The 23,273-nt window shown below is 70.4% G+C and carries 17 protein-coding genes; 5 read left to right on the top strand and 12 right to left on the bottom strand.

Annotated features, from left to right (window positions below; all coding sequences use genetic code 11):
* A complete protein-coding gene (locus OV427_RS43185; RefSeq protein WP_267862072.1) occupies positions 1-1,326 on the bottom strand; it encodes a hypothetical protein in 1,326 nt (441 codons plus the stop codon).
* Between the two features lie 594 nt (positions 1,327-1,920).
* On the opposite strand from OV427_RS43185, the gene OV427_RS43180 reads away from it, so the two are divergent.
* Positions 1,921-3,201 carry a DnaA N-terminal domain-containing protein gene (locus tag OV427_RS43180; protein ID WP_267863573.1) on the top strand — a complete coding sequence of 427 codons (1,281 nt, stop codon included), beginning with the start codon at positions 1,921-1,923 and terminating at the stop codon, positions 3,199-3,201.
* Positions 3,202-3,334: 133 nt separating this feature from the next.
* Positions 3,335-4,627 (top strand): hypothetical protein, encoded by a 1,293-nt coding sequence (locus OV427_RS43175; RefSeq protein WP_267862071.1) that lies wholly within the window; start codon positions 3,335-3,337, stop codon positions 4,625-4,627.
* A 2-nt stretch (positions 4,628-4,629) separates the two neighbouring features.
* On the opposite strand, the gene OV427_RS43170 is transcribed toward OV427_RS43175, so the two are convergent.
* The 7 genes from OV427_RS43170 to OV427_RS43140 all read right to left on the bottom strand — a co-directional run bounded on the left by OV427_RS43170 (position 4,630) and on the right by OV427_RS43140 (position 12,328).
* Positions 4,630-5,625 (bottom strand): cysteine synthase A, encoded by a 996-nt coding sequence (locus tag OV427_RS43170; RefSeq protein WP_267862070.1) that lies wholly within the window; start codon positions 5,623-5,625, stop codon positions 4,630-4,632.
* Positions 5,626-5,698: 73 nt separating this feature from the next.
* Positions 5,699-6,931: an ABC transporter permease gene (locus OV427_RS43165; protein ID WP_267862069.1), complete on the bottom strand. Its 1,233-nt coding sequence runs from the start codon at positions 6,929-6,931 to the stop codon at positions 5,699-5,701.
* Between the two features lie 4 nt (positions 6,932-6,935).
* The gene (locus tag OV427_RS43160) at positions 6,936-8,177 is read right to left on the bottom strand and encodes an ABC transporter permease (RefSeq protein WP_267862068.1); all 1,242 of its coding nucleotides are present in this window, start codon (positions 8,175-8,177) and stop codon (positions 6,936-6,938) included.
* The gene (locus OV427_RS43155; RefSeq protein WP_267862067.1) at positions 8,174-8,926 is read right to left on the bottom strand and encodes an ABC transporter ATP-binding protein; all 753 of its coding nucleotides are present in this window, start codon (positions 8,924-8,926) and stop codon (positions 8,174-8,176) included. Before OV427_RS43155 ends, OV427_RS43160 begins: the two co-directional genes overlap by 4 nt.
* Positions 8,923-10,191 (bottom strand): efflux RND transporter periplasmic adaptor subunit, encoded by a 1,269-nt coding sequence (locus tag OV427_RS43150; protein ID WP_267862066.1) that lies wholly within the window; start codon positions 10,189-10,191, stop codon positions 8,923-8,925. The genes OV427_RS43155 and OV427_RS43150 overlap by 4 nt, the downstream gene beginning before the upstream one ends.
* Complete coding sequence (locus tag OV427_RS43145) at positions 10,188-11,540, bottom strand: TolC family protein (RefSeq protein WP_420718384.1); 1,353 nt, start codon at positions 11,538-11,540, stop codon at positions 10,188-10,190. The genes OV427_RS43150 and OV427_RS43145 overlap by 4 nt, the downstream gene beginning before the upstream one ends.
* 83 nt (positions 11,541-11,623) lie before the next feature.
* Positions 11,624-12,328 carry a YIP1 family protein gene (locus tag OV427_RS43140; RefSeq protein WP_267862065.1) on the bottom strand — a complete coding sequence of 235 codons (705 nt, stop codon included), beginning with the start codon at positions 12,326-12,328 and terminating at the stop codon, positions 11,624-11,626.
* A gap of 220 nt (positions 12,329-12,548) precedes the next feature.
* On the opposite strand from OV427_RS43140, the gene OV427_RS43135 reads away from it, so the two are divergent.
* Together OV427_RS43135 and OV427_RS43130 are read left to right on the top strand one after the other, a co-directional pair.
* Positions 12,549-15,155, top strand: coding sequence for an AAA family ATPase (locus tag OV427_RS43135; RefSeq protein ID WP_267862064.1), 2,607 nt, complete (start codon positions 12,549-12,551; stop codon positions 15,153-15,155).
* Positions 15,156-15,230: 75 nt separating this feature from the next.
* Entirely contained in the window at positions 15,231-16,094 is an 864-nt protein-coding gene (locus OV427_RS43130) for a Rossmann-like and DUF2520 domain-containing protein (RefSeq protein ID WP_267862063.1), read from the top strand.
* Here the strand turns inward: OV427_RS43130 and OV427_RS43125 are convergent.
* Positions 16,084-17,409 (bottom strand): hypothetical protein, encoded by a 1,326-nt coding sequence (locus OV427_RS43125; RefSeq protein ID WP_267862062.1) that lies wholly within the window; start codon positions 17,407-17,409, stop codon positions 16,084-16,086. The two genes, OV427_RS43130 and OV427_RS43125, sit on opposite strands and share 11 nt — an antisense overlap.
* An 85-nt stretch (positions 17,410-17,494) precedes the next feature.
* Between OV427_RS43125 and OV427_RS43120 the strand changes: the two genes are divergently transcribed.
* Positions 17,495-20,815, top strand: coding sequence for a hypothetical protein (locus OV427_RS43120; protein ID WP_267862061.1), 3,321 nt, complete (start codon positions 17,495-17,497; stop codon positions 20,813-20,815).
* Here the strand turns inward: OV427_RS43120 and nadD are convergent.
* The 3 genes from nadD to OV427_RS43105 are packed head-to-tail and all read right to left on the bottom strand — an operon-like array spanning position 20,812 to position 23,258.
* On the bottom strand, positions 20,812-21,372 hold the full coding sequence (gene nadD, locus OV427_RS43115; protein WP_267862060.1) for a nicotinate (nicotinamide) nucleotide adenylyltransferase: 561 nt from the start codon (positions 21,370-21,372) through the stop codon (positions 20,812-20,814). The genes OV427_RS43120 and nadD overlap by 4 nt on opposite strands.
* A 14-nt stretch (positions 21,373-21,386) precedes the next feature.
* Positions 21,387-22,058, bottom strand: a complete 672-nt coding sequence (locus OV427_RS43110; protein ID WP_267862059.1) for a hypothetical protein — start codon at positions 22,056-22,058, stop codon at positions 21,387-21,389.
* An 18-nt stretch (positions 22,059-22,076) separates the two neighbouring features.
* Positions 22,077-23,258: a DUF1343 domain-containing protein gene (locus OV427_RS43105; protein ID WP_267862058.1), complete on the bottom strand. Its 1,182-nt coding sequence runs from the start codon at positions 23,256-23,258 to the stop codon at positions 22,077-22,079.
* Between the last annotated feature and the right edge of the window lie 15 nt (positions 23,259-23,273).

Below are 23,273 nucleotides of genomic sequence, written 5' to 3'. Positions count from 1 at the left end.
TCAGCTCGCTTCCGGGGTGACGGGGGTGGCGGGAACAGCGGCGGCGACGGCGCCACGCGGCGGCTCACCGGGCTGCGACAAATCGGAGAGGAAGGCGCGCACGCTGGGGCGGGTGGAGAGGACCATCAGGCCCAGCAGCGCCGCGAGGATCTCCAGCGTGTAGATGAGGCCGGTGTAGCCCTCGAGGATGACGGCGCCGGTGGGCACGATGAGCGTCGCGCCCCACAGGCCGATGAGTACGGCGAGGCGCTCCTTGGGGAAGAGCCACCGGGCCCAGGCGACCACCGCCGCGCCGAGTCCCAGGGCGGAGATGGCGTAGGCCACGTAGAAGTTCATGAAGGCGGCCAGGTACGAAAGCAGCACGAAGAAGAAGCCGTAGACGGCGGCCAGCAGATACGTCTCGTGGAGCGCCATGGGCCGGCGGTGGCGCAGGCTGAGCGCGGCGAGCAGCGCCAGCAGCGCGATGAACGGCACCCACGCGCGGCCCGCCATGAGGGAGACCATGGCGTCGAAGGTCTTCTCCGACGGGAGGATGACGCCCAGGCTCACACCGGACTCGAGCGACTGGAAGGCCCAGTCCAGCGTCACGGCGTCGCTCGCCGTCTGCACGGACGACGCGGAGAGCACGCCGGCCGGATAGTCGAAGTTCTCTCCGCCCTCCACGGCGAAGTGGACGCGGACATCGCGGGCGGGCAGCGCCGGGTCCAGCTTGTACACGAACGAGTTGAGGCCCCGGGCGCGGTAGCGGATGGAGAAGCGCGACGTGGCGTCCTTGGCGATGCGGCCCGTCCACACCAGGCGGTTGCCGGACTCGCCCAGGTCCAGGCTGGACTCCTTGCCGTCGACGAGGAACTGGAGCTCCGAGAGGAGCACCTGGGACTTGTCCATCTCGATGGGGAAGATGAAGGCCACGTCGATGTCGCGGCCCTCGCGGTTGACCACCGCGTAGTCGGCGTCGAGCGTGAAGTCGAAGCCGGAGAAGTAGCGCAGGCCGCGCTTGCGGTAGTTCATCTGCGCCTTGACCTGGACGTGCTGCCGGTCGAAGGCGAGCGGCTTCAGCTCGGTGAAGATGGTGCCGCTGTGCACGTAGCGCAGCGACGGCGCGGGCTGGGTGACGGGCGCGCCCCAGCGGTCCTCCACCCCGGCGGCCAGCTCGGAGTTCGCGAAGTCCGTCCGGTTCGCCACCTGCCCGGCGATGACGGCCGTGGCGAACACGACGATGAAGAGGCTGCCGAAGACGTGGTGCGCGACGAGCCACCGCAGGGCCTTGCGGATGGCTCCGTCAGGTGCACGCGGCGAGCGGGGAGGAAGTGGCGGAGCGTTCATGAGCACAAGATGGGCGCCCGGTGTGCAACCCGGATGACCCGCTCGTGCGCTTCCCGAGGAATGATTGTGCAGAAACCGTGCAGGGCCCACCCATGCCCACATCCTCCGCCCGTGCACGCTCCCGGACCTGATGCGGGCGCCTGATCGCGATCAGAAAATTTTGAGCCGTGGATCAGCGCGGATCTTCCACTTGATCATCACCCCGAGTGAGATCAGCGGCTTGCCATCCGTCGCGGATCAGGCGCTGCGTGAAACCTGTTGCACGCTGTAGTGGCGCGGAGCCGAAACGGATCACGACCTTCCCGGGGTGCACGCCGTGTGAACACGGGCGGTTCACACGACTCCAGGGGTAGATGCCTCCGACGGGACGAGGCAGATCGCACGGCTCTGGATCAGCGACGTGTCTCTGTCGTAGTGGTGGGCCGCGATCTGCTCACGCGCCCGGGGCCCCTCTGTACCTGGGGTGCGACAGGGTGGGACAGGCCTGGAAGGTGCGCGCAGCGGTGTCCCGCGCACCTGGAAACCGGTTGGGGACACCGACGAGCACCGGACGCACGCAGGGCCCAACGCTTCGAGCGTGGGGCCGTGGGAGACATGACCGTGGGCGGGTTGGACTGGGTGCAGGTGGACGTCGGCTTCCCCATGAGCCTTGCCGTGGTGGGCGCCGCGCGCTCGCTGGGCATGGAGCGGCGGGCGTTCCTCGGTGCCATCGTGGAGCTCCAGATCTGGGCCGTGCAGGCCCTCCCCTCCGGACGCTTCGAGCCCTTCCCCGCGTCCGCAGGACGTCCGCGGGACGCGTCCGCGGACGAGCCCATCTGGTGTGAAGCGGTCGAGGGCGCCGTACGCTGGACGGGCGCTCCCGGAGCCTTCTGGGACGCGCTGCTCCGCACCGGAATCCTCGTGCGCGAGGACGACAGCGTCCGACTCACCCTCTGCGACCGCTACGTGCAAGTCCTCGAAAAGAGGAAGAAGGAGGCCGAGCGAAAGCGCAGGGAGCGCGCCAACAAGGCCGCCGCGTCCGCAGGACGTCCCGCGGACGCGCCCGGGACATCCGCCGCTAGAAAGAAGAGGGAGAGAGAGACGGAGAAGAAGAGTTCTTCTTCTGCAGCAGCAGTGATGGAGGGTGGATCATCCCTGGGACATCTCGCTCCCGTCCCACCGCCCCCGCCGCCGGACGAGGTCACGTCCGAGGACATCGACCCCGTGCAGCTCGCCCTGCCCGGCACCCACCTGGTCCCCGTCTCCCTCCCGCCCGAGCCGGCCGCCCCGTCCCGGGACGCCCAGGCCCAGGCGGAGTCCTTCTTCGAGACCTTCCAGGACGAGCGCACCCGCGCGTTCCGGGGCGTACCCCGCGAGGACAAACCTCCCGGTTGGTCGGACTGGTACCGCCACGCCCTGGCGAAGGTGGGCGGCGACGAGGGACGCCTGCTCACGGCCTGCCGCGGCTACCTCCAGTCCGACTGGGGCCGCTCCCGCCAGCCGGTGGGGACGTCGGTGGCCTTCTGCTCGCCCAAGGTCTGGGTGCGCTACGTCCCGCACGAGCAGCCTGACTCCGCCGAGCCCGCGGAGCTGTCCGCGCCTCCCAGCGTGGACACGTCCTCCCAGGCCGGGCGCGCGTGGCAGCGGTGCCTCACGCGGCTCCACGAGCAGGGCAAACGCTACGCCCTCCTGTGGCTCCAGAAGGCCCACCCGGTCGACGTGCGGGACGGAAGGCTGATCCTCGCCGTGCCCGACGTCTACTTCCGCCAGTGGGTGGAGGAGAACTACGGCGCGCTGGTGGACGCGCTGGTGCGCGACTGCGGGCTGGTGGGCGTGCGGTGGCGGCTGCCCTCGGACGAGGACGTGCCGGAGGCTGCGACGAGCATGCCCCGGTAGGGTTCGACGTGCGCGTCGAAGCCCTGAGCCACGGGCGTTCCCCCGAAGTCGCCACGGTGGGAAGTGAAGTTCCCATCCCGCCGGGCATGCGCCTTGCTGTGTTTCCGGCAGGAGCAGACAGCCGGGAGGATGGATGCGCGGCGGTTGGGGATGGGCGGTGGTGGGTGCGGCGGTGCTACTGGGCGCCTGCGGTGAGTCGAAGGATGGGAGCGACGCGGACGCGCCGAGCGGCCCGGGCCCCTGGCCCACGGACGCGGTGAAGAACTACTCGGCGGAGTTCCGCATCGGCGCCGGGGTGAAGAGCGTCGGCGTCGACGAGGCGCACAACATCTGGCTGCTGCGTGGCGCGGAGATTGGCGTGCTGCGGCCCGGCGACACGGAGCCCACATGGACGCGCGGCGTGGGCCAGGCCGCGGGGGGCTTCGGACGGGACAAGAAGGCGCTTGGCTCCACCGTCATCTGCGGCGGCGAGGCGGGTCGTGCCTACGTGGGCTACCACACGTACGAACTGCAGTCGGAGGTGCCGGACAAGCCGCACGCGTACATCCCCGCGCCCGGCGAGCCGCACTACACCGAAGCGCGCTTCGCGGAGTACCAGAAGGGAGACCTGGACGCGGTGCGCCTGGGGTCCGACGGCACGGTGGCGCTGGAGGAACACCTGTGGCGCAGCGTGGGCGTGTCCGGCGGCAGCCAGCAACTCGGCGTCCGCAACACCAACGACTTCCACTACGACGAGGACCGCTCCGTGCTCACCTGCCAGCGGGTGCTGCGCGGGCGCGACAAGGGGGACCTCTACATCGGCACCAACCACGGCGTGACGCTGGTGCGCGGCCTCACCTACAACAGCCACCGCCACGCCGCCTGGTACGCGGACGGCGACTCGCTCCAGGCCGGCTTCAACTGGGGCCTGGGCATCGGGCCGGAAGGCGAGGTGCTGGTCGCCAATGACTGGATGGTGGGCATCCTCGAGACGAACGGCGTGCTGGAGGACTTCGACAAGGAGCGCACCTGGGACGGCCCCGTGCCCTGGCGCTACAAGGGCCACAACGCGCAGCTCAACAGCCTGGAGACGTTCGACTACTGGCGCGCCATCACCCGCACGAAGGAGGGCGTCACCTGGGTGGGGAGCCGCGACTTCGGCCTGTGGCGCATGGACCAGAAGGACCGCTCCAGCGCGAGCTACACCCGCCTCACCGCCCTCCCCTCCGACAACGTGACGGCGCTCGCGGCCACGGACGACGGAAGCGTCTACGTGGGCACCAGCGACGCGGGCCTGTGGCGCATCGCCGGGGACGGCGGGACGCCCACCCACGTGGACACGGTGAGCGGCGACCAGGTGCTGCAGCTCGTCTACGACACCACCGTGAAGCCCGCGATGCTGTACGTCCTCACGGACAGGGGCCTCACGGTGCTGCGCGAGGAGTGACGTCAGGCCGCCGTCGGCAGCGGCTTCACCTCCAGCTGCTTGGAGGCGAGGAACTCCGCGTTGAACACCTTCGAGGCGTAGCGGCTGCCGTGGTCGCACAGGAAGGTGACGATGCGCAGCCCCTCGCCCTGGTGACGCCGCGCGATTTCCCACGCGGCGCGCACGTTGAGGGCGGCGGACGTCCCCACCACGAGCGCGTCCTCGCGAGCCAGGTGGTAGAGCATCTCCAGCATGTCCTGGTCGCCCAGGCGCATGGCCTCGTCCACGCGGGCGCGCCGGAAGTTCTCCGTGAGGCGCATGATGCCAATGCCCTCGGTGATGGAGTTACCGGTGCACTCCAGCTTCCCCTCGCGGACGAAGCAGTAGAGGCCCGAGCCCGGCGGGTCCACCAGCACCACGCGCAGCGCCGGGTTCTTCTCCTTCAGGTAGCGGCTGACGCCGGACATCGTCCCGCCGCTGCCGACCGAGGCGACGAGCACGTCCACCCTCCCCTCGCACTGCTCCCAGATTTCCGGCCCCGTCGTCTCGTAGTGGAAGTCGCCGTTGGCCGGGTTCTCGAACTGGTTCGCCCAGAACCAGCCGTGCTGCTCGGACAGGGCGCGGGCCTGGTGGAAGAAGTGCTGCGGATTGGCGAAGGCCACCGCGGGCACCTTGCGGACCTCCACGCCCATGGCCTCCAGGTACTCGTACTTCTCGCGGGCCTGGTTGTCCGGCATGGTGACGACGACGCGGTAGCCGCGCTCGCGGCCCAGCAGCCCCAGGCCGATGCCGGTGTTGCCGGCGGTGCCCTCGACGAGCGTGCCGCCCGGCTTGAGGAGCCCCTGCTCCTCCGCGCGACGAATCATCCCCTTGGCGGCGCGGTCCTTGATGCTGCCGCCGGGGTTCATGAACTCGGCCTTCCCGAGGAGGTCACACCCCGTCAGGCGGCTCAGCGAGCCGATGCGCAACAGCGGCGTGTTCCCCACCGCGTCCCAGAGCGAACCAATGCGTGGCGCCATGCGTGTGTCCCTCGCGTCGCGTAGGACTCCCCCGTAGCGGAGTCCCACGAGCGAGGCAACCCACTGAGGGCCATCAGTCCGCGCGCATCGCCTCGACGGGGTCCAGCTTCGCCGCGCGGGCGGCCGGGTAGATGCCGAACAACAGCCCCACCCCGCAGCTCATGAACAGGGCCAGCCCCACCACCCACGGCGGCACGACCATGGGGAAGCGCAGCATCCAATTCCCCAGGAACACCAGGAAGAAGCCCAGGCCCACGCCCATGGCACCGCCCATGAGCGCCAGCAGCACCGCCTCCGTGGCGAACTGCCCGAGGATGCGCCGCTTCTTCGCGCCCAGCGCCTTGCGCACGCCAATCTCCCGCGTCCGCTCCATCACCGACACCAGCATGATGTTCAGGATGCCGATGCCGCCCACCACCAGCGACAGCAGGCACACGCCGACACCGGCGATGCTGATGACGACGGAGAGCTGGTTGAAGGACGCCGTCATCGACTCGTTGGTGTGCATCTCGAAGTCGTTGGGCAGGTTCGTCGCCACGCCCCGGCGGCGGCGCAGCAGCGTGGCCACCTCGTCCTGCGCCTTCTGGAACAGCTCGGGCTCCTTCGCCTGCACGTCGACGTCCAGCGAGCGGTTCTTCCCGTAGAGCTGCTGGAAGACGAGCAGCGGCATCATCGCCTGGTTGTCCAGGCTGAACATGCCCATCATGCTGCCGCGCCGCTGCAGCACGCCGATGACGCGGAAGGGGCGCCCCTTGATGCGCACCTCGTGGCCCACCGGGTCCATGCCGGGAAAGAGCACGTCCGAAACGTCCGTGCCCAGCACCACCACGGAGCGCCCGTCGAGCGCCTCCACCTCGTTGAAGAAGCGCCCGGACGCCAGCGACAGGCCGCTCGTCACCGAGTAGTTCGTCTGCGTGCCGAAGATGCGCACCGACGGCCGCGTCTCCAGGGTGGCCGTGGCCACCTTCTGGCCGCCGTCGTCGTCCGCGGGCGCCACCACGCCCACCGACGGGCAGGCCTCTTCGATGGCGTGCACGTCCTCCATGGTGATGTCGGGCCGCCGGGCGAACTTCGCCCAGTTGATGCGGCCGAAGCCACCCGCGGGCCACTTCGTCACCTGGAAGGTGTGGGCCCCCATGCGGCCCAGGTCCTTGTTCACCTTCATGCGGAGCCCTTCAATCAGCCCCATCATGGTGATGACCGTCGCCACGCCGATGACGATGCCCAGCAGCGTCAGCAGCGAGCGCAGCGGGTTGCCCAGGAACGTGCCCAGGGCCAGCCGCAGGTTGTCCAGGAAGGCTCGCATCGCGTCACTCGTACCGGAGGGCTTCCACCGGGTCCAGGTTTGCCGCGCGCGCCGCGGGCCAGATGCCGAACAGCAGGCCCACCAGCGCGGCGAAGCCCACTCCGCCAATCACCGTGCCCGCCTGCACGTCCGCCGCCAGCGGGGTGATGAGCGAAACCACCTTCGCCGTGCCCAGCCCCACCGTGGTCCCCAGCAGGCCTCCCACCGCGGACACGCTCGACGCTTCCATGAGGAACTGGAAGACGATGGTGCGCTTGCGCGCGCCCAGCGCCCGCCGCACGCCAATCTCGCGCGTCCGCTCGCGCACGGACACCAGCATGATGTTCATGATGCCGATGCCACCCACCAGCAGCGTGATGAGGCCCACGCCCACGGCCACGCCGTAGAGCGCACCGGTGAGCTGCTCGTACGTCTGGGCCATGGCCTCGGGCTTGTTGATGCTGAAGTCGTCCGCGGCGTCCGGTGGCGTGGAGCGGATGCGCCGGAGGATGCCTATCAACTGGTCCTCTGCCCGCTTCACCTGCGTCGCGTCCTCCACGGCCAGGGCAATCTCGAAGCCGCGTCCCTTGCCGAAGCTCGAATAGAACGTCTTGAAGGGGATGAAGACGACGAGGTCCAGGCTCTCGCTGACAATCTTCCCCTTGCGGCTGAGCGTGCCCACCACCTGGAACGAGCGGTTGTCGATGCGGATGGTGCGCCCCACCGGGCTGATGCCGGGGAAGAGCGCGTCCGCCACGTCCGCGCCAACGACCGCCACCGGCCGCGTCACCTCGTCGTCCGCGTCGGTGATGAAGCGCCCGCCGGTGACTTCGTAGCCGGCGATGTTGAGGTACTCCTGCCTCACGCCGGTGATGCGCACCGTGGACATCTGCTCGCCGCCGTGCGCCACGTCCGACACGCGCTGCACGTAGGGCGACATGGCCGACAGGAAGGGCGCCAGCGACCGCAGCCGGTCCACCTGCTCCATCGTGAAGTTCTTCCGGTTCCGGTACATCCACCATTCGCCCTTCATCATCCAGGGGAACTTGGAGACGTAGAGCGTGTTGGCGCCAAAGCCGGCCAGCTGCCGGTGGAAGGACGTGTTGAGCCCCTGGATGATGCCGACGATGGCCAGCAGCGTGGCCACGCCGATGCCAATGCCCAGCGTGGTCAGCACCGTGCGCAGGCGGTTGGCCTTGAGCGAGAAGACGGCGATGCGCGCGCCCTCCAGCACGTCCACTCGGAAGCCCGGCGGCAGACGACTCATGCGCCCCCCGCGGCCAGCACCGCCGCGGCCGTGCCCAGGGCCACCTCGCGGCCCACGCCGTCCGCGACAATCTGGCCGTCGCTCAGACGGATGGCCCGGGGACAACGCGCCGCCAGCTTGGGCTCGTGCGTGACGAGCACCAGCGTGTGGCCCGCCTGGTGGAGCTGCTCGAACAGCCGGACGATTTCCTCGCCCGTGGCCGAGTCCAGGTTGCCCGTGGGCTCGTCCGCCAGCAGCATGGACGGCTCGGACACCAGCGCGCGGGCAATGGCCACGCGCTGCCGCTGACCGCCGGACAGCTCGTTGGGCTTGTGGTGGATGCGGGGCGTGAGCTGGACCTTGTCGAGCGCCGCCCTCGCCCGCTCGCGGCGCTCTCGCGCCGGCATCCCGCGGTACACCAGCGGCAGCTCCACGTTGGCCAGCGCCGTCTCGCGCGGCAGCAGCTGGAAGGTCTGGAAGATGAAGCCGATCTCCACGTTGCGGATGACGGCCAGCTCGTCGTCGCTCATGCGCGACACGTCCTTGCCGTTCAGCATGTAGCGACCGCTGGTGGGCGTGTCGAGACAGCCCAACACGTTCATCATCGTGCTCTTGCCGGAGCCCGACTGGCCGATGATGGCCACCCACTCGCCACGGTTGATGCCGAAGGAGACGCCGCGCAGCGCGCGCACCTCCTCGCCACCCACGTGGAAGACGCGGGTGATGTTCTCCACCTGGATGAGGGGCCCCGCGCTGCTTCCGTCACTCACGACTTCCGCCCACCCTTCGTGCCGCCCGGGCCCTGACCCGGCTCGGGCTCGCGCACCACGTCGCCGTCGTTCAGCTCCTTGGACAGCGTGCGGTAGGGGCCCTCCACCACGCGGTCCCCGTCCTTGATGCCGGTGAGGATCTCCAGCTCCGTGTCGGAGGCGATGCCCGTCGTCACCGACTGCACCCGCGCCTTGTTCTCGGCGTCCACCACGAACACCACCTTGGCCAGCGACTCGGTGCGCTTGGCCGTCAGCGCCCCGCCCTCCACCGGCTCCTTGTAGTCCGGCAGCGAGCGCGCCGAGCGCACCGTCACCGCCTGGATGGGCACCAGCACCACGTCCTTGCGCGTCTCCGCGGAGATGCGCACCTCGGCGCTCATGCCGGGCAGCACGCCCGGAGGCCGGGTGTCCAGCGCCACGGTGACGGGGAAGCTCGTCACCTCGGCCTCGGTGCCCGGGTTCTTGATGAGCGCCTTCTGGGCAATCTCCACCACGGAGCCGCTGAAGGTCTGCCCCTCCAGCGCGTCCAGCGTCACCTCGGCGGGCTGGCCGGGCTTGAGGTGCACCACCTCGTGCTCGCCCACCTCGAACTTCACCTCCATGGCGCTGAGCGCGGCGATGGTCATCACCACGTCCTCGGACAGCTCCGAGCCGCGCACGCGCTCACCGACCTCGCGAGACAGCTCGATGACGTTGCCGTCGATGGGCGACAAGAGCGTCGTCTTGGCCAGGTCCGTCTGAGCCTGGTCCACGAAGGCGACGTTGCGCGCCAGCATCTGCTTCGCGGACGCCACCCGCGCGTCCGACGAGTTCTTCGCCGCGCGCGCCTGCTCGATCTCCGCCGCCGACGCGAGGCCCTTCGCCGCCAGCCCCTCCACGCGGGCCAGCTCCTGCCCGGTGCGCAGCGCCTCCACCTCGGCCACCTGCGTGTCCGCGCGCGAGGCGTTCTGCGACGCCATCGCCTGCTTCATCGCGGCCTCGTAGATGCGCTTGTCGATGCGGCCCAGCACCTGGCCCTTCTTCACCGGCTCGCCGTCCTTCACGAGCAGCTCCACCAGGTCTCCGGAGAGGCTGGAGGAGATCTTCACGGTGGTGGCCGCCTGCACCTTGCCCGCACCGGTGATGGTCCGGGTGATGGTGCCCTTGTGCGCCTTCGCGACCTGGACCTCCAGTGACGGCGGCGGCCGCTCCTTGAGTCCGCCGACGGTGATGGCCGCCGCACCCAGGAACAACACGCCAGCAATGGCACCCTTCCACCACTTCATTTCGACTCTCCCGGGCTCAGGGCGCCCATGGCCCGCAGCAATGTGAAGCGGGCGATTTCGACATCAATCCTGTTTTCCAGCAAGCTGAGCTCGGCCTGCGTCAGGCTGAGCTGCGCGTCGCGGACCTCCAGGGTGGAGCCCGCACCGGCACGGAAGCGCTCCTCCGACAGCCTGAGTCCCTGCACGGCGGCCTCGCGGTTGTCGGCGGCCAGGCGAGCGGCCTCCAGCTGGGCCTCCAGGGAGCGGTGCGCGCTGCGCACCTGCGCCTCGATTTCGCGCACCGACTGCTCCAGCACCACCTGCGCCCGGCGGATGTTGGCCTCGGCGCGCTTCGACTGGGCGCCGGTGGCGAAGCCGTTGAAGAGGTCCCAGGAGAGCTGCACGCCGGCGGTGAAGCTGTTCTGCAGGCGCGGCTCCGTGAAGACGGCCTCCGAGCTTGGACCGCCGCGCAAGTACTCACCGCGCGCCGACAGGTTGGGGATGTAGTCGGCGCGGGCGATGGCGCGCTGCAGCTCCGCGGAGCGCACCTGCCCCTGGAGCGCCGCGAGCAGGGGCCTGTGCTCGCGGGCCTGGGCGAGCGCGGTGTTCATGGCGGGGGCCGGCGCCGGCTCTGTCTGGAGCACGCCCGGGTCCACCGCCTGCAACGGCTCGGTGCCGGGGCGGGCCAGCCAGATGGCGAGCTGCGTCTGGTCCGTCACCAGCTGTGCCAGCGTCTCCGTGAAGGTGATGCGGTCATTGCCCAGGTTGACGAGGGCCTGGATCTCCTCGTTCTTCCCCACGCGGCCCGCCTGGAAGAGGGCGCGGGCGCGCTCGAGCTGCTCCTCGCTGCGCTTGACGGTGGCCTCCAGCACCTGGAGGGTGGCCTGGGTGCGGAAGAGCACGAAGAAGCGGCGGATGGCCTCCAGCTCGGAGGTGTCCGCCTCCTCCAGCGCCTGGCTCTTCTCCACGTCCCGGAGCACGCCGCTCTGCTCCAGCGTCTTGAAGCGCGCCCGGTCGTAGAGGACCTGCGTCAGCGTCAGGCCCAGGGTGTAGTTGGCAATGTTGTAGGACGGGTTCTCGAACTCCCGGGTGATGGATTGGTTGGGGTCGTTCGGGTCGGTGGTGGTGACGGCCCTGCGCTGGCGGCCCGCCCACGTCTTGCCCGCGGAGGCCCCCAGGTTGAGCTGCGGCATCACCGCGGCGCGCGACACGCGCACGTCCTGCTCGGCGACCTCCACGTCCAGGAGGGCCTGGATGGCGTTGGTGTTGTTGCGGCCTAGCTTCCGCACCAGGTCCAGGGAGATGGGAGTGGTGGCGTCCGTCGGCACGGCGGGGCTCGACGGAACGGTGGCGGTGGAGGCCGGAGCCAGGGGGTCCTGGGTGGCGGCGCTCGGGGGCGCCTGGGTGGAGTCCGCCTGCGCGGCGGAGAGGACGGCGGCGACGAGGAGGGCGTTCACTTGCCACCTCCCATCGCCGGGAGGCCAACCATCGTCACGCCCGCGAACATCGCGTAGAGCACCACGGCCAGCAGCAGCGCGCGGCCACGGCTCATGCCGGTGGCGGCGGAGAAACCCAGGCCCAGCAGGCCCGCGCTCCAGAGGTTGAAGAAGTCCACCGCGCTGGCCACCCGCAGCATCTTCGGGCTCAGCCCCTGGAGGATGACGCCCAGGTTGGACGGCACGAGCTGCGCGGCGCGCGCGGCCGTGACGGAGTGCTGCGCCGTGAGGCACACGGTGAAGATGAGGTGATAGAGGGCGATGGGCAGCAGCGCGAGCGCCGCCGCGGACATCAGCCGCTCGAAGGGCGCCGGCCGGTCGAACAGCCAGCCCACCACCCAGAGGACGCACGCCAGCAGCAGCGCCATCAGCGGCATGACGAAGACGCCCTTGGCGATGCCGCCCACCAGCGCCTTGCGGGTGGCGGTCTGGATGTTGTCGGACAGGTCGGCCTCGGACATGCCGGCCAGCGTGCCCGTCCCCTGCAGCTCACGGATGACGTCGGGCGCCGCGTCCCAGCGGAGGGAATAGAGCGTCCCGGAGGCGGACACACACAGGGCGAGGATCAGGAGAGGCCACACCCAGCGGCGGGCCTCGACGGCGGTGCGCGTTCCCTCGAAGGGGTCGACGAAGACGCGTACCGGTTGGACGAGAGAGGTCATATGGTTGAGTGTCTCGGAGCGATGTACGGCACTCGCCCTCAGGCAATTGCCCGGCCAGCCGGAATTGACGCGGAGAACGAGCAGGCAGCCAACCGAATTCCGCCTGGGGCCCGCTTTCTACCTCAGTGTTTCAGCAGACCTGTAGCGACCTGTAGCGGAAATTTTGCTGGACGCCTGGAGAGGGTGTATTCCGCCTGCCTGCCCGCTTGCCGGAGCTCGAATGGTCGATAGCACGGATCTCGCGCAGGTACTCCACGAGGCGAACGACATCGCACAGAGCGTGGCGCAGAGGCTCACCTCGGCGCACGTGCTGCTGGCCCTCTTCACGGTGGAGAACCGCGCCCAGCTCCTGCTGAAGGAGCGGGGCGTGGACGAGGACGCCCTGCTACAGCTCCTCACGGCGGCCCCGGCCGAGACGGACGGGGTGGTACGCGAGCTCCGGGAGAAGACGCGGGAGATTGCCGTCAGCTGTGGCTCGGCGGAGGCGGACTGCCTCCATCTGCTCATCGCGGTGACGCGGGTGCGCTGCGCCGCCAACGAGCTCTTGCAGATGGCCGGACTGGACCTGGCGACGCTGCGCACCACGGCCGTGTCGTACTTCGTGAGCGGCCGGATGCCGCGCAAGCTGAACCTGGGCCGCACCCACACGGTGGCCACCCAGCCGGTGGCCCGTCCGCTCGGAGCCCCGCCCTCTCCCCTGCCCGCGAGGGCGGTGACGCTGCCGCGCGCCATCCCCGGCGGGCCGCCCACGCCCCCACCCGTGTCGAAGAGCCCCTCGCGCTCCATGCCGGCCCTGTCGCCCAGGGACCTCATCGACACCCCGCCCCCGGCGACGCGGCCCTCTCGCTCCACGCCGGCCCTGTCCCCTCGGGACCTCATCGACGTGGACGAGCCGGAGGTGCGGGCCGAGGAGCCCGTCCTCCCGCCCGCCCCGCCGGTGGTCGCGCGCGCCGCTCCGCCTCCGCCCGCGGCGCCCCTCCCCTCGCCGCTGTCGCGCCCGGTGGTGCCGCCGCCAGCGCCCGTGGCCCGTCACGCCTCCGTGACTTTGGACGCGAAGGCCTTCCCGCTGCTCACCTCGCTGGGCCGCAACCTGAGCCAGGCGGCCCGCGAGGGTCGGCTGGACCCGGTGGTGGGGCGCGCGCGGGAGGTCGAGGAGGTCATCGACATCCTGGGCAAGCGCCGCACCAACAACCCGTGCCTGCTGGGCGAGCCCGGCGTGGGCAAGACGGCGGTGGTGGAGGGCGTGGCGCAGCGGCTGCTGGGGCTGCGCGGCACGCTGGCGGAGAAGGTGCTGGTGGAGCTGGACATGGCCTCGCTGGTGGCCGGCACGCAGCTGCGGGGCTCCTTCTCCGAGAAGCTCAACGCGCTGAAGGAGGAGGTCCGCCGCGCGGAGGGCCGCGTGGTGGTCTTCATCGACGAAATCCACACGCTGGTGGGAGCGGGCTCGACGGGCGAGGGCCCGCAGGACGCGGCCAACGAGCTGAAGACGGCCATGGCGCGGGGTGAGTTCCCCTGCATCGGCGCGACGACGCACGACGAGTACCGCAAGTTCATCAGCGCGGACCCGGCGCTGGAGCGGCGCTTCACTGCGGTGGTGGTGAACGAGCCGTCGGTGCCGGAGACGGTGGAAATCCTCCAGGGCATCATCGGCCGCTACGAGGAGCACCACGCGCTGCGTTACCTGCCGGAGGCGCTGGAGGCGGCGGCGTCGCTGGCGAGCCGCTACGTGACGGACCGGTTCATGCCGGACAAGGCCATCTCCGTGGTGGACCTGGCGGGCAGCCGGTGCCACCGCGAGGGCCGGGACGTGGTGGAGGCGGCGGACGTGGCGCGCGTGGTGGCGAAGCTCGCGGGGGTGCCCGAGGAGCGGCTGCTCATGAACGACTCGGCGCGCCTGCTGCGGCTGGAGCAGGACCTGTCCGAGCGCGTCATCGGCCACACGGAGGCGGTGGCGCGGATTGCCCGGGTCATTCGACGCAACTACGCCGGGTTCGCGTCGCGGCGGCCCATGGGCAGCTTCCTCTTCCTGGGCCCCACGGGCGTGGGCAAGACGGAGATGGCGAGGGCCCTGGCGGAGGTGCTCTTCGGCAACCGCGACGCGCTGGTGCGGCTGGACATGAGCGAGATGTCCGAGCAGCACGGCGTCTCGCGGCTCATCGGCGCGCCCGCGGGCTACGTGGGCTTCGGCGAGGGTGGCCAGCTCACCGAGCCGGTGCGCCGCCGGCCGTCGTCGGTGGTGGTGCTGGACGAAATCGAGAAGGCGCACCGCGAGGTGCAGTTGCTCCTGCTCCAGGTGCTGGAGGAGGGCCGGCTGACGGACGGCAAGGGCCGGCACATCGACTTCTCGAACACGGTCATCGTGATGACCACGAACCTGGGCGCGGAGGCATTCTCCCGCACGGGCCGGCCGGTGGGCTTCGGCGCGGATGCGAGCGGGCCAGCGGATGCCATGGAGCTGGCGGCCTCCGCTGCGCGCAAGGCGCTGCCCCCCGAGCTGTGGAACCGCATCGACGAGCGGCTCCCCTTCCGTCCGCTGGAGGAGACGGAGGTGGCGCGCATCGCCACGCTGCTGCTGGAGGAGAGCAGCAAGCGGCTCGCCACGGAGCGGGGCATCGAGTACGTCGCGGGCGAGGACGTGGTGGGGCACCTGCTGAAGTCCGGTGGCTTCGACCCGCAACTCGGCGCGCGGCCCATGCGGCAGATGGTGCAGCGGCTGGTGGAGGCTCCGCTGGCGGAGCGCATCCTCTCCGGCGAGTTCGGCTCCGGAGACCGCGTCCGCGTCGCGGTGCAGTCCGGCCAGTTGCAGTTCCGGCGCGACTCGCACTGAAGCGCGAGGCCTCGCGTGCCTCGAAGTCCCGTGCGTGGTGACATGTCACCCGCACCGAAGGAACCCGAGGTCGCGATGCCCGACACCGCCGCTCGCAAGCGCAGCCCCCGCGCCTCACGTGTTCCCGTGGTCATCGTCGGCGCGGGCCGGCTCGGCGGAGCACTCGCGTTGGCACTCACGGCGAAGCGCTGGCCCGTGCGGATGCACTCGCGCGGCACCGAAGGACTGCAGCGCGCGAAGGCCCTGGGCCTGAAGTCCGCCACCCCCGCGGACCTGAAGCGCGCCCGCGTCGTCCTGCTCTGTGTCCCCGACGCCGCGGTGCCCTCCGTCGCAGAGGAACTCTCCGCCACCCTGCCCCGCTCCGCCGCGCTCGTCCACACGGCGGGCGCGCTGTCGCTCGACGCCCTGGGCACGGCGAAGGGACGCACGCGCGGCTCCTTCCATCCGCTGTGCGCGGTGTCCTCGCCCCGGGACTCGCTGGCGGGCCACGCGGTGGCGGTGAGCACCCGCTCGCGCGCACTGCGGGACGTGCTGCGCCGCATGGCCGGGGACGTGGGGCTCCAGGTGCTCGACGTGCCGGAGTCGCACCGCGCGGCCTACCACGCGGGCGCGGTGATGAGCGCGGGAGGGCTGGTGGCGCTGGCGGACGCGGCGGTGGCGGCGCTGGGTGCGGCGGGCATTCCCCCCGACGCGGCGCTGGCGGCGCTGCTGCCGCTGATGCGCTCGGCGCTGCGAGGCGTGGAGGCCCGGGGCCTCTCCGGCGGACTCACCGGGCCCATCGTCCGGGGGGACGCGGGCGTGGTGGCGGCCCACCTCGGGGCGCTTCCGGAAGAAGTCGCCCCGCTCTACCGACTGCTGTCGCGGCGCGCGCTGGAGCTGGCCGGAGACCGGCTCCGCCCCGAGTCGCGCGCCGCGCTGGAGCCCCTGCTCAAGCCGTGATGATGAGCGAGCCCTGAAGGGCCTTGCGCACCACGGCCAGCGCCTGCTCGGAAGCGGCCTCCGCCTCGGTGAGGCGGCGCAGGCACAGGTCGCCCTGCACCTGCGTCACCGAGCGCTTCAGGTCGGCCAGCAGCGTGAGGGCCGCCTTGAGCATCTCGTCGCCCTGGGCCGACGTGGTGGCGGGCTTGCCGGCCGACTTCGCCAGGTACTCGGTGAAGCGCTTGAGGGTGTCCGCCGTCTTCGCCGGGTCGAACTGCTCCAGCAGCGGCTTGATGCGCGCGGAGTTGATGCGGATGAGCCGCAGCGCCCCGACCTTGGCGAAGCCGGGGTGCACCAGTCCGACGTCGCTCATCTCGAAGGCGCCCAGCAGGCCCTCGTCCGGGGCCTTGTGCGCGTACGGCACCATGTCCACGAAGAGGGGCAGCACGTCCACGCCCTGGCGGAACGCCTCCAGCTCCTCCTCATCCAGCGGCGGGAAGCTCGCCGGGTTGCCGATGAACAGCAGCGGCAGGACGACCTCGTGCCAGAAGTCCTCCGGCGCCGAGCCCGTGCCGCCGATGGTGCCGCACAGGTGCGCCATCAGCTCCGCGAGGCGCGGGGCACGGTCCGCCTGCTCCAGCAGCGGCTTCGTCGCATCCAGACGCGCCAGGGACTGGACGATCTGCCCGTCGAACTGCTGGCGAGCCTCGGGAGGCAGCGGCGGCTGGGTACGGCCCAGCGCGTTGCGCACGTCACGGCTCAGCGCGTCGGGCTTGGTGTCCAGCGCCGTCTTGGTCTTGTTCGGGTCCAGCACGACGAACTGGAGGAAGCCCGGGTCGAACAGGCGCTGGTAGTCCACCGGCGACAGCTTCTGGGCCTGGGTGCCCAGGGCCTGCGCGGGGTTGACGTTCAGGCGCGCCTGCCCCAGCGAGCGGCGGATGTCCGAGGCCAGGTCGTCCAGCCGGGCCAGCTTGCCCTGGCCGAGCGAGTCCATCACCGCGCCGAACGGCGACAGCATGATGATGGCGTCGGGGAAGCCCAGCGTGGCGCCCTCGGGCGAGTCCCGGTTGGGGAACCAGAAGGCCTGGTGCTCCTGCATGAGCCGCAGGGCGAAGGCGCCGGCGAGTCCGAGCGCCAGCGTCTGGTGCTCCGGCTGGTTCACCTGGAAGGGGCCGCCGAGCAGCTTGATGACGGCCTTCTCCACGTCCTGCCAGGGCGCCTTGAGCAGGTCGACGGGCTTGCCCTCGGACTTCTCGAGCGCGGCGGCGACCTGGGACTGGGCCTGGTGGACGTGCTGGGGAACGGGATACCCCTGGGGAGCGGCGGGATCGGACATGGAGGAATCCAGAATCGAAAGGGAGGCGACGGGCCCCCCAATACCGTGAAAAACGCGGTCGTGGCTACGATTTGTGCCCGCTAGGATGCCCCGCATGCCCGCCCCCCGCCGGCTGCCTTGCTGGCATGCCCTGGCCTTCTTCCTCCTGCTGACAACCGCGGGGTGTGCCTTCGTCACACCCCGTTTCCCGCAGAACATCCAGGCGTCGTTCGCTCGGGAGGAGATGCGCAAGCTCACCACGGCCTCGCTGGAGCTCTACTACCCGGCGTCGCTGAAGGGCCCGGCGCTGCGCATGGCGGCGCGGCTGGAGGGCTGCGTGCAGCAGCTGCGGGGCCACGTCTGGAGCCGGACGGAGCGGGAGCGGGTGCTCGTCTACCTGACGGGCTCGGACTTCAACAACGCGTACGTGGTGCCGGACTACGCGAGCACGCCGCAGCAGATGGTGGTGCCCGTGCACGTGACGCTGGAGCTGTTCCACCTCTTCGACCTGGGTGACGTGGACATCGGCGACGTGGCCTGTCACGAGGCCGTGCACTACGTGCAGCTCCAGCAGACGGACGGCGTCTGGGGGTTCCTCAACACGGTGACCGGAGGCCTTTTCCAGGCCAACTCGTTCACCGAGTCGTGGTTCCTGGAGGGGTTGGCCACGTACTACGAGGGCCGCCTCGGGAAGGACACGGGGCGCCCGCACAGCCCGGTGTGGCGAGGCTGGTACGCGTCGGCGGCGCAGGCGCAAGGGGGCGAGCTGGACCCGGGCTATCTGTCGCCCGAGCACCGGGCGTTGGACCCGTTCGGTGGCAACTACCTCACGGGCATGCACTTCGTGGAGTACCTGGCCGCGAAGTACGGCGAGAGGAAGTTGTGGCAACTGGTGGATGAGCAGGGCGAGTCCCTGCTTCCCCCGCTGGCGGTGACGCTGCGCTTCAAGCGCGTGTACGGCAGGGACATCGGCTCGCTGTTCGACGAGTACACGCGGGTGCTGCGCCAGGGGCTGGAGGCGCGCGAGCGGCCGGCATCGCAGCGGGTATGGCTGAAGGACGCGGGCTACTTCTCGCGGCTGGCGTCGCATGCGGAGAGCGGGGCCACGGCGCTGGTGAGCGTGGGGCGGGAGGAATACACCCGGCTCACGGTGCGCGAGGCGGACGGAAGCGTGCGCTTCGAGCGACCACTGGTGGAGCTGATTCCGGGGCGTCGCTGGGTGCTGGGCAGCTCGTCGCTCGTGAGCGGCATGGCGTTCAGCCGGGATGGCGCATGGCTCTACCTGGTGATGGCGGACCTGAACACGGAGAGCGGCTACACGGCGCGGCTGTGGCGGGTGGACGCGCGCACGGGCGAAGTGGTGCGCACGTGGGACGGCGTGGAGGGCATGGGCGGAGACGTCACGCCGGATGGTACGGGCTACGTCTTCGTGAGCATCAGCGGCGGCGACACGGCCAACCTGGTCCGGCTGGACCTGGAGTCGGGTCGGAGGGAGCCGCTGACGAAGTTCGACGCGAGCGCGCCCATCGGGCCGCCGACGGTGTCCCCGGATGGGACGCGGCTGGTGTTCCCCTTCTCGGGGAATGGCGGCTGGGACCTGGTGCTGCGCGAGGCGGACGGGAGCCTGCGCTGGCTGACGCACGACGGGCGCTTCAACTACTCGCCGCACTGGCTGGACGCGGAGCGGATCGTGTTCCTGCGCGAGCACGAGGGCCGGCTCCAGGCGCACGTGATAACGGTGGCCACGCGGCAGATGACGCGCATCACGGATGCACCGTACCTGGTGATGGACGCGAGCCCGCTCGGGACGAACGAGGTGGCGTTCCTCAACCGGGACGGAACGAACTTCACCGTGGACCATGCGCCGGTGGAGCCCGTAGCGGGTGCGGAGAGCGACGCGGCGTCCTCTGCCTCGGCAACGAAAGAGGACGGCGTCCCGGTGCCCGCCGAAGCCGGGCCTTCATCCGCCCCACCCTCCACCGCGTCACCGGGAGCACTTCCACAAACTCCACCACCAACGGAGAGCGCTTCGCGGCCTGACGCGGCACCGCAGCCCCCCTCTCCCGAAGCGACAGCGCAGTCCCCTGCCGAGCCACCCCAGGAGTTCGCCGAGTTCCCGGGCACGCCCTCGCAGCCCGCGTCGCCAGGGACACCCGGGCAGCCCGCAAGCGCCGCGCCCGATGCTCCCGCCCAGGCCACGGACACCGCGCCGCAGCCACCGTCGACGGAAGGCGTCGCGGGCAGTCCGGCCGACGCGCCCGTGGCCACGGAAGCCCCCACCGCGCTCGCGGACCTGGACACGCCAGTGGTCTCCCCGCCGGACCCGGGCGTCGACCTGAACATCCTCTCCGACGAGCGCTACTCGACGCTGGAGGGCTTCTTCATCCCCGAGTTCCGCCTCCCGTACATCCTGCTGACGACGGACGAGGACGACACCGACCAGACCATCGTCAGCGGAGGGCTCGCACTCTCGGGGCAGGACCGGCTCGGCTTCCACGCGTACTCGCTGCTGCTGTCCGCGAGCACCGCGGAGGACGGACCGAGCGTGACTCTCTCCTACGGCAATGCGCAGCTCGCGCCGTGGTACGTGCTGGCCTCCGCCGCGCGCATTCGCGAGAGCACGCGCACGGACCTGCAAGGCACGCTGTTCGGCACGCGCACGTTCTGGTCCACACCGGTGACGGTGGGCGTGCTGGCCCTGCGGCGCGAGTACGACCGCACGGAGCGCTTCGACGGCCTCGTCACGAAGCTCATCGGCCCCGAGGTCTCCGTCTCATACTTCGCGGGCGACTCCACCTCGTACGGCGGCACGCAGCGAGGGCTGGGGCTGTCGGCGGCGGGAGGCTTGTACCCGGGAGCCTTCTTCAGCGAATCCACGCTGGGCGACGTACGACTGGGCGTGGACGGCTTCCTGGGCGGCCTACCCTTCACGGGCCAAGACAACCTCCAGCTCACCGCCGTGGCCCGCTTCCTGCCTGGCTCGCCCGCCGACTTGCTGGAAGTGGGAGGCATCAGCGCCGGAGAGGTCTGGTACAGCAGCCGAAGCTCGAAGGAGACGTCCCGCCTGCCCCTCCAACTGCAGCCCGGAGTCGCCTTCAGCGAGTACCTGCGCGGCTACGAGGACCTGACGACGCGAGCCCGCAGTGCGCTCATCGGCAGTGCCACGTACCGCTACCGCGTGCCCATCGACTACGGCTGGGCCTCCACGCTCTGGATTCTCCCATCCCTCTTCGTGAGCGACTTCGAGGTGGAGGCCTTCGGCTCGCTCGCGCGCGTGGACAACCGGAACAACCTCGGCGCGGTGGGAGGCGCGGCGTCGCTGCGCCTCACCTTCGGGCAGGCCGTGCCCGTCACCCTCTTCTACCAATACGCCTGGCGCTTCGAGCCAGGACTGGGCGATCTGCACCTGTTCGGAGTCGGCCTCTAGCGACGCGTCCCCAGCCCGTACAACCCCCGCGCCCGCGCATACGCAATGGCCCCCGCGGGCACGAACTCCGCCGGCTCCTGCCCCCGCGCCAGCATGTCCCGCACCAGCGTGGACGACACCTCCGCCAGCGGCGGTCCCACCGTCTCCGGGGCCGGATAGCCCGCGCGGTAGAGCACCAGCACGCGAGCCATCTCCCGGATGCGCCCGAAGTCCTTCCAGTTCGGTAGGTCCCTGAGGATGTCGCTGCCGATGATGAGCGACCACTCGACGTCCGGGTAGCGCTTCACCAGCAGGGACAGCGTGTCCACGGTGCGCCCGGTGAGCCCCGGCTCGCGCTCGATCAGCGTCGTCTTCAGCCAGCCGGATGTCTCCGCGCACAGGGCCTCGCACATGGCCACGCGGTGCTCGAAGGCCTCCATCTGCTTGCCGAAGGGGTGCTGCCAGGTCGGCATCAACCACACCTCGTCCACGCCCTGCGTCGCGTGCACGTAGCTTGCGGCCATCAGGTGTCCCACGTGGGGCGGGTTGAACGAACCTCCGAGGAGCGCGACCTGCACGTCAGGGCCTCACGTCACTTGAGGGTCAGCTTCGAGGACTTCTTCTCCAGCACCAGCAACCGGGGCTCCACCACCACGTGCCCGTCCAGCCGGAACGCGGAGAAGCCCAGGTCCTTGTCCACCTTCTCCAGGAGCGCGCACGTCTGCTCGGCGGCGCCCACCAACCGGCCCGGGGTGATGAAGTAGCGCGGGCCGATCTGCACCACCTTCGGCTCCGACTCCTTCCCGTGGATGAACACCGCCGCGTTCTGCAAATCATCACGCGTCAGGTCGTTCTTGTCGTGCACCACGCAGCAGAGCGTGTCACCCACCAGGTCCATCGCCTTGTTGTTGATGGACGGGTCCCGGTACTGGAGCGACTCGCGCTCCGGCACGCGCAGGAAGCGCTCCATCACGAGCCGCCGATCATCCTCCGAGGCCACGTCCGCCGGAGCCGCCCCCCGCGCGGGAGTGCGGGGCAGCGCATCCTGGCTGCCCAGCCAGTTGGACACGTCCGCGAGGAAGTCCACGTCCGAGTACTCGCGCCCGCCGCGGGACTTCTGCCGCCGCCAGAGCACCCACTCGTCCAGGTCCGTGTAGCGCGCCCCGGCGAAGATGAAGCGTCGCGCGCCCTTCGAGCGCAGCAATTCATACGCCGCGTCGAAGGCCGCAAGGTCGCCGTGGCTGTCGGAGAAGACGCCAATCACGTGTGGAACACCCCACGCTCAAGCGTACAGCAGGTAGGGCGCCCTTTGCTTCGCGAACCCATCTGCCTGGGCGGAGAACCCCTCCATCAGCCGGTCCAGAGGCCACCCGGCCTCGATTCCCCGGCGCACCTGGTCCGTGCCGCACAGCAAGTCGAAGGCCGGCACGTCCTCGACGAACTCGTACGCGTCCGCCCGCCAGCCGAACTTCCCGGGGCCGATGTCATGCAGCGCCTGGAAGATGGCGATGCCGGTGCGCAGCGACAGGAAGGCCTGCCGGTCCGTCACGTGGATGAAGGCGCCGTTGCAGGACTCGCCCTTGTACTTGTCGAACGTGGGGGTGAAGCCCACCGCGCGGAAGGCCACACCCGGCAGGTCCTCCTTCGCCAGCCGCGCCAGCAGCGAGTCCGTGTCCACCCATGGGGCGCCGAACTGCTCGAAGGGGCGGCAGGTGCCACGGCCCTCGGAGACGTTGGTGCCCTCGCCCAGGCACATGCCCGGGTACACCAGCGCGGTGTCCGGCGTCGGCATGTTCGGCGACGGGGAGATGAAGGGCAGCCCCGTGTCGGACCAGAACTGCCCGCGGCGCCAGCCCTCGCACGGCACCACCGTCAGCTCACAGCCGAAGCCCTCCTGCACGTTGAAGAGCCGGGCCAATTCGCCCGCCGTCATGCCGTGGCGGTTGGGCAGTGCGTACAGCCCCACGAAGGAGCGAAAGCCCTCGCCCACCAGGTTGCCCTCCATGGCCGCGCCGTTGAGCGGGTTGGGCCTGTCCAGCACGTAGAAGGGCACGCGCGCCTTCGCGGCGGCCTTCATCGCCAGGGCCATGGTGTAGACGTAGGTGTAGTAGCGGCTGCCCACGTCCTGGATGTCGAAGACGAGCGCGTCCAGCCCCTGCAGCCACTCCTGGCGGGGCGACAGCGACTCGAAGGTGGAGCCGTAGAGGCTGTGCACGGGCACGCCGGTGCGCCTGTCGCGGGCCTCACCCACGGCGACCATGTACTGCGCCTCGCCGCGGATGCCGTGCTCGGGGCCGAAGAGTGCGGCCAGCTTCACGCCGGCCGTGCCGGCCAGCAGGTCCGCCAGGTGGCGGAAGCGCGAGTCCACGCTGGTGGGGTTGACGATGGCGCCCACGCGCTTGCCCTTCAGCGCGGAGAAGCCCTGCTCCACCCAGACATCCAGTCCCGTCTTCACCTTGGTCACGGTGTTCCCTTCCTT

Origin of the sequence: Pyxidicoccus sp. MSG2 (genome assembly GCF_026626705.1) — a bacterium.
In the GTDB taxonomy this organism is placed as follows: Bacteria; Myxococcota; Myxococcia; order Myxococcales; family Myxococcaceae; genus Myxococcus.
The sequence above is the reverse complement of the archived record's forward strand: the minus strand, read 5'-3'. Positions and strand labels throughout refer to the sequence as shown.